Annotated in this window: 3 protein-coding genes and 2 pseudogenes; 2 read left to right on the top strand and 3 right to left on the bottom strand. The window is 69.3% G+C overall.

Going from position 1 to position 9,072, the window contains the following annotated elements:
• Window positions 1-397 precede the first annotated feature (397 nt).
• Window positions 398-2,422 (bottom strand): annotated as a pseudogene (locus ON39_RS50635) (copper-translocating P-type ATPase); the annotation flags it as partial.
• Here ON39_RS50635 and ON39_RS50630 point away from each other — a divergent pair.
• The gene (locus ON39_RS50630) at window positions 2,399-3,772 is read left to right on the top strand and encodes a hypothetical protein (protein WP_169335891.1); all 1,374 of its coding nucleotides are present in this window, start codon (window positions 2,399-2,401) and stop codon (window positions 3,770-3,772) included. The pseudogene ON39_RS50635 and the gene ON39_RS50630 sit on opposite strands and share 24 nt — an antisense overlap.
• Window positions 3,773-3,835: 63 nt before the next feature.
• On the opposite strand, the pseudogene ON39_RS50625 reads toward ON39_RS50630, so the two are convergent.
• Window positions 3,836-4,000, bottom strand: a pseudogene (locus ON39_RS50625) (heavy-metal-associated domain-containing protein); the annotation flags it as partial.
• Between the two features lie 260 nt (window positions 4,001-4,260).
• Between ON39_RS50625 and fadD11 the strand changes: the two are divergent.
• Window positions 4,261-6,075: a fatty acid--CoA ligase FadD11 gene (fadD11, locus tag ON39_RS17650; protein WP_040735415.1), complete on the top strand. Its 1,815-nt coding sequence runs from the start codon at window positions 4,261-4,263 to the stop codon at window positions 6,073-6,075.
• 501 nt (window positions 6,076-6,576) lie between these two features.
• On the opposite strand, the gene mshC is transcribed toward fadD11, so the two are convergent.
• Complete coding sequence (mshC, locus tag ON39_RS17645; RefSeq protein ID WP_040735414.1) at window positions 6,577-7,815, bottom strand: cysteine--1-D-myo-inosityl 2-amino-2-deoxy-alpha-D-glucopyranoside ligase; 1,239 nt, start codon at window positions 7,813-7,815, stop codon at window positions 6,577-6,579.
• Window positions 7,816-9,072: the final 1,257 nt, after the last annotated feature.

Here is a 9,072-nt window from a genome sequence, read left to right as displayed (position 1 = left end):
ACGGCGAGGCGGCTGGCACGTAACCGTGACGAGGCGGCTGGCACGTAACCGCGGCGGAATGGCCGAAACGTAGCCACGGCGGGGCGACGCGTAACCGCGGCGAGGCGGCCAACGCGTAACCGTAGCGGAATGGCCGAAACGTAGCCATGACGGGGCGGGCAAGCGCATAACCGCGGTGGGGTGGGCCAGCGCGTAACCGTAGCGGGACGGCCGGAACGTAACCGCGGCGGGCGGCCAGCGCGTAACCCTAGCGGGGCGGCCAACGCGTAGCCGTGGCGGAGTGGCCGGAACGTAGCCATGGCGGGGCGGCCGACGCCTAGGCGCGACAGAGTGGCCGCACCGCCAGCGGTATGCCTAGGCAGGCAAGGGTTCGAGTGGGTCGCACGCCGCCCTTCCATCAGTCGGCCGACGAGTGCTGGTCGGGGAGGTGAAGGCGTTTGAGGGACAGGGCATTCAGGGCGACGATGACGCTGGAGCCGGACATCGACATGGCGGCTATCTCTGGGCGGAGGGTGAATCCGAAGGCGGGGACGAAGACGCCTGCGGCGATGGGGAGGGCGATGGTGTTGTAACCCACTGCCCAGGCCAGGTTTTGGTGCATTTTGCGGAGGGTGCCGCGGCCGATTCGGAGGGCGGTGGGGACGTCGAGGGGGTCCGAGCGCATCAGGACCAGGTCGGCGGTCTCGATGGCTACGTCGGTGCCCGCGCCGATCGCGATGCCCAGATCCGCGCCGGCCAACGCCGGGGCGTCGTTCACGCCGTCGCCGACCATGGCGACCTTGCGGCCATCGCGTTGCAGCTCAGCGATTTTCGCGGCCTTGTCGCCGGGCAGGACCTCCGCGATGACGGTGTCGATGCCCAGATCGGCGGCGATGCGTTCGGCGGTGGCGCGGTTGTCGCCGGTCAGCATGACCACTTCGATGCCGAGGTCGTGTAGCTCGGCGACCGCGGCGGCGGAGGTTTCGCGGGGTGCGTCGGCGAGGGCGATCACCGCGGCGGCGGTGCCGTCTATCGCGGCGAGGACGGCGGTGTGGCCGGAGTCGGTGAGCCGGTCGCGGTGTGCGGCAAGGGGTTCCAGGTCGATGTGCTCGCGGTCGAGGAGGCGGCGGTTGCCGACGACGACGCGGTGCCCGTCGACCTCGGCGACAGCGCCGTGGCCGGGGACGTTCTCGAACTTCTCGGCATCGAGTTGCGTTGTGCCGGACAGAGTTTCGGCGTGGTGGGCGATCGCGGCGGCCAGTGGGTGTTCGGATTCGCGTTCGACGGCGGCGACCAGGCGCAGGACTTCGTCGGCCGTGTATCCCTCGGCCGTCACCACATCGGTGACCTCCGGCTCGCCCTTGGTGAGGGTGCCGGTCTTGTCCATGACGACCGTTCGGATGCGGGCCGAGGACTCGAGGGCGAGGGCGTTCTTGAACAGCACACCGCGTTTCGCGCCGAGGCCGGTGCCGACCATGATCGCGGTCGGGGTGGCGAGGCCGAGGGCGTCGGGGCAGGTGATCACCACGACGGTGATGGCGAACAGCATCGCCTTCGCGAAGGACGCGCCGGCTAGCAGCCACACCGCGAACGTCAAGGCGCCGCCGATCAGGGCGACCAGCACCAGCCAGAATGCGGCCCGGTCGGCCAACTTCTGGCCCGGCGCCTTCGAATTCTGGGCCTGCTGAACGAGTTCCACGATCTGGGCCAGCGCGGTGTCCGCGCCTACCTTGGTCGCGCGAAACCGCAACGTGCCGTTGGTGTTCAACGATGCGCCGATCACGGTCGAGCCGGGCTCCTTGTGCACCGGCATGCTCTCGCCGGTCACCATGGACTCGTCGACCTCGCTGTCCCCTTCCGCCACAACGCCGTCGACGGCGATCTTGGCGCCGGGACGCACCAGCAGCAGGTCGCCGACCACGACCTCGGCCGTCGGCACCTCGACCGGGACGCCGTCGCGGATCACCTCCGCCTTCGGCGGCGCCAGATCCAGCAGCGCGCGGATGGCGTCGTTGGCCCCGCCGCGCGCCCGCATCTCGAACCAATGACCAAGCAGCACAAAGGTTGCCAGCATGGTCGAGGCCTCGTAGAACACCTCGCCGCCGCCGGTCAGCGTGATCGCCAGCGAATACAGCCAGCCCGCGCCGATCCCCACCGCCACCAGCACCATCATGTCCAGCGTGCGCGCCCGCAACGCCGCCACCGCGCCGGTGAAGAAGATCGCCGACGAGTAGAAGATCACCGGCAAACTCAACACCAGCGCCCAAATGTCCTGCCGCAGACCGAACGGCACCGGAAGGTGCACCCCGAACATGTCCGTAGCCATCGGCGACCACAACATCACCAACACCGCGAACACTGCCGCCACCACAAACCGATTCCGCATATCGATCGCCATGTCCGCCATAGACATTCCGCCATGGCCCGAGTGCCCGGCGTGGCCACCGTGATCCGCGTGGACTGCATGATCCCCGTGCGCCACGTGGTCGCGCTGCCCGTCGTGCCAGGCGTCGAGCCCACGCCCGGCGTGATTGGCGCGCGAAGTCTGCTCCGGATGATCCGGGTGGCCGTCCCGCCCGTCCTGGACGGTATGTCCCGCGTGGCCAGCATGGTCTATGTGCCCGGCATGGTCACCGCCCTCAGTGCGCCGAGCCTGCTCCGCGTGCGCCGAGTGGTCGTGCTGCCCGCCTTGCCCGACGAAGGTTGCGCGCCCGGTGTCATCGGCGCGCCCGGTCTGCTCGGCTTGATTCGGGCCGCCGTCCCGCCTGGCCTCGAAGGCATGTTCCGCGTGGTCAGCACGATCCCCGTGCCCAGCATCCCCCCTGCCCGCAGCGCGATCAGCCTGCTCGGCTTGCGCCAGACTGTCACGCTGCGCACTCTGCTCGACATGGCCCGCGTGCGACACAGGACTCGCGTACCTGTCCTGCCGGGTGTCGGTCGCGCGCTCGGCATCGTCGGCGCGCCCGGCCTGCTCGGCGTGCCTCGGGTCTCCATCCCGCCCGTTCCCAGCGCGATCGGCCTGCTCGACGTGCGCCGAGCGGTTAAGCTGCCCGCCTTGCTCGGCATAGCCCGCGCGCGACACACGACTCGCGCGCCTGTCCTGCCCGGCCTCGGCCGCGCGCTCGGCATCGTCGGCGCGCTCAGTCTGCTCGGCGTGATTCGAGCCGCCGTCCCGCCCGTCCTTGAAGACATGTTCCGCGGGGGTGGCATGGTCCGCACGCCCGGCGTGACGCCCGTTCCCAGCGCGATCGGCCTGCTCGGCGTGCGCCGAGGGATCAAGCTGCCCGCCTTGCTCGGCATGGCCCGTGTGGGATGCAGGACTCACGTGCCTGTCCTGACCGGCGTCGGCCGCGCGTCCGGTGTCATCAGTGCGCCCGCTCTGCTCGACAGGCTCTGTGTGTCGGGCGCGGTCTCCGTCGGTGTCCCCCGCCGGTCCGCGTCCGGCATGGTCGGTGGGCACGGCGCGACCATCTACCGCGCGCGGGCCCGCGGTGTCGGTCCGGCCGTCATGGCCGTCATGGTCGGAGCGTTCAGCGGACGAGGGGTCCGCGGCGTGATCGGTGCGCCTGGTGTAGTCGACGCGGTCATTCTGATCACCGAGAACGTGCGCGGCGTTCTCCCCCAGCTGGCCAGCGGCAACGGATCCCGAGTTCTGGGCATGTGCCGCATGAACGCTTGGTGCGCCTTGCTCGGCGATGTCGGATTGGCCGGCATGCCCGGCGCGGTCGTGCGATCCGCCGTGGTCGGTGGCGGGCATATCGTGGCCGGCTGCGGAGTTTCCCGCATCACCTGAGGGTTCGAGGAGGGGGTCGCAGAGGTGGTTCGGGACTGAGCGGCCTCGGCAGTGGTAGCCGCAGTCGCGGAGCCAGGTGGCGAGGGTGGGGATGGAGGTTTGGGTGGGGTCGTAGGTGATGGTGGCGGTTTGGGCGGTTGGGTTGGGGGTGACGTCGAGGACGCCCGGTCTGCGGCGGAGGACGGCGGTGACGACGTTGGCTTGACTGGCCCAGCGGACGCCGCGCACGTCGAGGACGGCGGTTCGGCGCTGCGGATCGTGGTTCACGTAGATCGACTCCTCATTCGGAATGCTCGGCTCGGGCGGGTCGAGCCGGCGCGTGCCGTCGGCCACCCTCGACGTTATACCCCTACCCGGTAGGTGTCTAACCTGAAACGCGGGAGCGCGAAAAGCGGCAGATCATCGAAATCGTCGGAAACCTCCCCGTCGCGGGGCACGACCTTTACCGTCTCAGAGAGATAGACAGCTGTTCTGAACGGGGTTGCGACATGACCGAACCGAATACCTCCTGTGCCGCGTTCCAGCGGGTTGCGTCCATCGATCCCGACGCGGTCGCGGTCAGGTCGATCGGTGGCGAGCAGAGTTTGACCTGGCGGGAGTACGCCGCGCAGGTGCGGGAGATCGCGGGCGGGTTGCACGCGCTGGGGATCGGACGCGGCGACACCGTCGCGTTGATGATGGCCAACCGGGTCGAGTTCTACCCCATCGAGGTGGGCGCCCAACATGCCGGGGCCACTTCGTTTTCCGTGTACAACACGTTGGTCCCCGAGCAGTTGAACTACGTGTTCGGCAACGCGGGCAACCGGGTGGTGATCTGCGAGGCGCAGTACGTGGACCGGATCCGGTCGTGCGGGGTGCCGATCGAGACCATCGTCTGCCTGGACGGCGCGCCCGACGGCACGATCAGCGTGACGGAGCTGAAGTCGTTGGGGCGCAGCGATTTCGACTTCGAGGCCAGCTGGCGCGCGGTGCGGCCCGACGATGTGGTGACGCTGTGCTACACCTCCGGCACCACGGGCAACCCGAAGGGTGTCGAGCTCACGCACGCCAATCTCCTCTTCGACGCGTACGCCTTCGCGTCGGTGATGCCCGTGGAGTTCGGCGACCGGCAGACCTCGTACCTGCCGACCGCGCACATGGCCGACCGATTCACCGCCCTCTATCTCCATGAGGTGTTCGGCGTTCAGATCACGGTCGTGCCCGATCGCACCCAGCTGCCCGCCGCGCTGCTGGATACCAGGCCGACCATCTGGGGCAGCGTGCCGCGCGTGTGGGAAAAGTTCAAGGCGGCACTGGAATTCGCGGTCGCCAACGAGCCCGACGTCGCCACCCGCGCCGGCCTGCAATGGGGGCTGGGAGTCGCCGCGCGCAAGGCCGAGGCCGCACTCGCCGGCGAGCCCATGGACGACGAGCTCGCGGCGGAGTGGGCCAAGGCTGACGCCGCCGTGCTGTCCAAGCTGCGCGCGAAACTCGGCCTGGAGCAGGTGAAGTGGGCGCTGTCGGGGGCGGCGCCGATCCCGGCGGAGACGCTCGGATTCTTCTTCGGTCTCGGCATTCCGATCTCCGAGGTGTGGGGCATGTCCGAGGTGACCTGCATCGCCAGCGTCAGTCCGCCCGATCAGGCCCGGCTCGGCACGGTCGGAAAGTTGTTGCCAGGCCTCGAATCCACCATCGCGGAGGACGGCGAGTTCCTGGTGCGCGGGCCGTCGATCATGCGGGCGTACCGCTCGGAGCCGGTCAAGACCGCCGAGGCGCTGGACGCGCAGGGCTGGTTGCACACCGGCGACATCCTCACCCAGGACGCCGACGGGTACCTGCGCGTGGTCGACCGCAAGAAAGAGCTCATCATCAACTCCGCCGGAAAGAACATGTCTCCGGCCAACATCGAGAACGCGATCAAGGCGGCGACGCCGCTCATCGGGTCCATCGCCACCGTCGGGGACGGGCGGCCCTTCAACACCGCGCTGATAGTCATCGACGCCGAGACCGCCGGACCCTATGCCGCGCAACGTGATCTGCCCGACGCCTCCGCCGCCGCACTCGCCGCCGACCCGGGCGTGATCGCCGAAATCGCGCGCGGCGTCGCGCTGGGCAACACCAAACTGTCTCGGGTAGAACAGATCAAGCGCTTCACCGTGCTGCCGGCCTTCTGGGAGCCCGGCGGGGACGAGATCACGCTCACCATGAAACTACGCCGAAAGCCCATCGCCGAGAAGTACGCGTCGGAGATCGAGCGCCTGTACTCCCCCGAAGTCGTTGCGGGAGTTCACGAACCGGGTATTCCGGTCGATACCGCCGTTTAGCGACCCGCGGCCGGACGGCCCGAATGCCGCTGGGTATGCCAACCGGCGGCATTCCACCTTTCCGTAGCCCCACCCAGGTCCGCTCCCGCGTCCAGCCATGTGCGCGCCCGCTGGCCGATACCGAGGAGTGCGCACCTCGAGCGGGCTGACGAACTTGGTGCCTCGGGCCGCGCACGCGCAACAGTCCGCGGGCGCCGCACTGTCTCTCGGGATCCGCACCGGCTATGGAGGCCTAGACGGAGTGCGCATCCCGAGAGAGGGTGCGAGGGTTGGGCTGGTGGGGTGCGCAGAGCATGGTGGCGCTATTTCCTAGCGCGCTATTGACCCGCACCGTCGAGTGGAATCCGCACTGTCTCTCGGGCGCCGCACTGAGTGTGGGGCCCTATATCGGGTGCGGGTCCCGAGAAAGAGTGCGGGATCTGCGGGTGTGCCGCATTCCGGTCGCGCGCCTCGGCGTGCGGGTGGGTGCTGCGTCGCGGCGGAGCCTGGCCGGTGGCGCGCCTACAGCTTGACTCCCAGGAGGGCGTCGGTGGCGGCGGCTATGGCGGTGGGGGCTTCGGGGTCGGGGCCGCCGTAGTCGAGGGCTTGGCGGGACCAGTTGTCCAGGGCGTCAAGGGCTTTGGGGGTGTCGAGGTCGTCGGAGAGGTGTTGGCGGAGGCGGGCGATGGTGTCGGCGGCGTCGGGGCCCGAGGGGAGGGCGGTGGCGCGGCGCCAGCGGTCGAGGCGGGCCTTGGCCTGGTCGAGGACCGCGTCGGTCCACATGCGGTCTTGGCGGTAGTGGCCGGCGAGGAGGCCGAGGCGGATGGCGGCGGGGTCGACGCCGCCGCGGCGCAGGGTCGAGACGAGCACGAGATTGCCCTTTGACTTCGACATCTTCTCGCCGTCCAGGCCGATCAGACCGGCGTGCACGTAGTGGCGGGCGAAGCGGCGGCCCGCTATGAGCGACTCGGCGTGCGCGGCGGAGTACTCGTGGTGCGGGTAGATGAGGTCGCTGCCGCCGCCCTGGATGTCGAACTCTGGTCCGATGCGATTGAGCGCGATCGCCGAACACTCGATGTGCCAGCCGGGACGACCCGCGCCGAAGGGTGCGGGCCACGACGGCTCGCCCGGGCGCTCGGCGCGCCACAGCAGCGCGTCGATGGTGTCGCGCTTGCCGGGGCGGTCAGGGTCGCCGCCGCGCTCGGCGAACAGGCGCTCCATGGTGGCGCGGTCGTAGCCGGATTCGTAGCCGAACTGGTCGGTGGCATCGGCGCGGAAGTACACGTCGGGGAACTCGGCGTCGTCGACGATGTACGCGGCGCCCGAGGCGAGCAGTTTCTGCACGAATTCGACGACCTCGTCGACGGATTCGATCGCGCCCACGTACTCACGGGGCGGCACGATGCGCAGCGCCGACATGTCCTCGCGGAAGAGTTCGATCTCGCGGGTGCCCAGGTCGCGCCAGTCCACGCCGTCGCGCTCGGCCCGCTCGAACAGCGGGTCGTCCACGTCGGTGACGTTCTGCACGTAGTGCACGTCGTGCCCGGCGTCGCGCAGTGCGCGGTTGACCAGATCGAAGGTCAGGTAGGTGGCGGCGTGACCCAGATGGGTGGCGTCGTAAGGGGTGATCCCGCAGACGTACATGGTGGCGGTGGCACCCGGTGTGACCGGCCGGACCTGACGGTCGGCGGTGTCGTACAACCGCAACGGTGGCCCTGCTCCGGGGATGGTGGGTAGGGCGGTATCGGACCAGGACTGCATGATTCGAGGGTAAAGGTGTGGTCGAGATCCCCGCGCCCCGCCCCGGTCCAGCGCCCGTCCCCCGCCCCTGACCTGCCTCTCCCGACCTGCGTTTTCCAGAAAATCATGGGATGTCAAGGTTTTCGCTCTCACAGAATCTGCTGTCGGCGGGCCTGCGCGCCGGGCACGCCCGACTCCCTGACAACCGCCGACGGTATCGGCCTGCGGCCGCCATGGCAATGAGAAATCCCGCGCCGATCGACGACGCTGGCCGTTAACTGGCACAGCGCGCAACACCGCACTCAACGCCAACTAACCCCTCCACCTCCATCCACACCAACCCTCGCCACTCACCCTAGACTCGCCGCGCGCTCGCCTCACTAAGCCACGCCACGGCCCGCGCCATGCCGCACCGGCCACGCCGCCATGGCCGGACCCCACGAACAGGATCCGTCCCGGCTGCTTCTTGCCAGGCTTGGAATCCGCACTGTTTCTCGGGATCCGCACTGAGGTCGGCGTCGTTGCAGCAGAGCTTGAGGCGGTTGCCGCTTGCGGTCGCCGCACTGGGATCCCGCACTGTCCCCCGGGATCCGCACTGAGTATGGGGCCCCATATTGGGTGCGGATCCCGAGAAAGAGTGCGAGGATCCGCGGGTGTGCCGCATTTTGGCGGCGTGCCTCGGCCTACGGGTGTGTTGCTGTGTCGCGGCGAGCCTAAGACGGGTGGCGTGCCTCGGCGCGGTTGTGTCGATGCCGTTGCGCGCAGCCTGAGGCGGGCGCCGCGTGTGGTCGGCAGCACTGGGATCCCGCACTGTTTCTCGGGATTTGCACTGAGTGTGGGGTCCCGTACTGGGTGCGGATCCCGAGAAAGAGTGCGGGATCCGTGTCGGCGGCGCTGGCGACATGCGGTGGCGCGCCGGGCGGTGGCGGCTTGCGGGCGGTTGAGTTGGGGTCCGCGCTGTTTGTCGGGATCTGCACTGTAAGTGGATGTCGGCAGGACGCGCGGATTCCGGGAAGGAGCGCAAGTCTTTGGCGCGGCGTGGCGTGGCGTGGCGTGGCGCGGCGTGGCGTGGTGAGGCGCGGTGCGGTGAGGCGCGGTGCGGTGAGGCGCGGTGCGGTGTGGTGTGGCGCCGTGAAGTGCGGCGTGGCGCGGTGAAGTGCTGCCGCGCCCGCACGCGGCGACCACCGCAGGCTCCGCTGCGACGACCCCGACACACCCGCACCGCGACACGCCACCCGTCTTAGACTCCGCCGCGACACAGCAACACACCCGCACGCC

The organism is Nocardia tenerifensis NBRC 101015 (assembly GCF_000308715.1).
GTDB lineage: Bacteria > Actinomycetota > Actinomycetes > Mycobacteriales > Mycobacteriaceae > Nocardia > Nocardia tenerifensis.
This window is presented reverse-complemented; position numbering and strand designations above follow the sequence as displayed.

What these genes read in the sequence shown, in the direction of transcription:
- ON39_RS50630 (WP_169335891.1), top strand. Translation starts at nt 2,399, where the DNA reads ATGGCCCGAGTGCCCGGCGTGGCCACCGTGATCCGCGTGGACTGCATG.
- fadD11 (WP_040735415.1), top strand. Translation starts at nt 4,261, where the DNA reads ATGACCGAACCGAATACCTCCTGTGCCGCGTTCCAGCGGGTTGCGTCC.
- mshC (WP_040735414.1), bottom strand. Translation starts at nt 7,815, where the DNA reads ATGCAGTCCTGGTCCGATACCGCCCTACCCACCATCCCCGGAGCAGGG.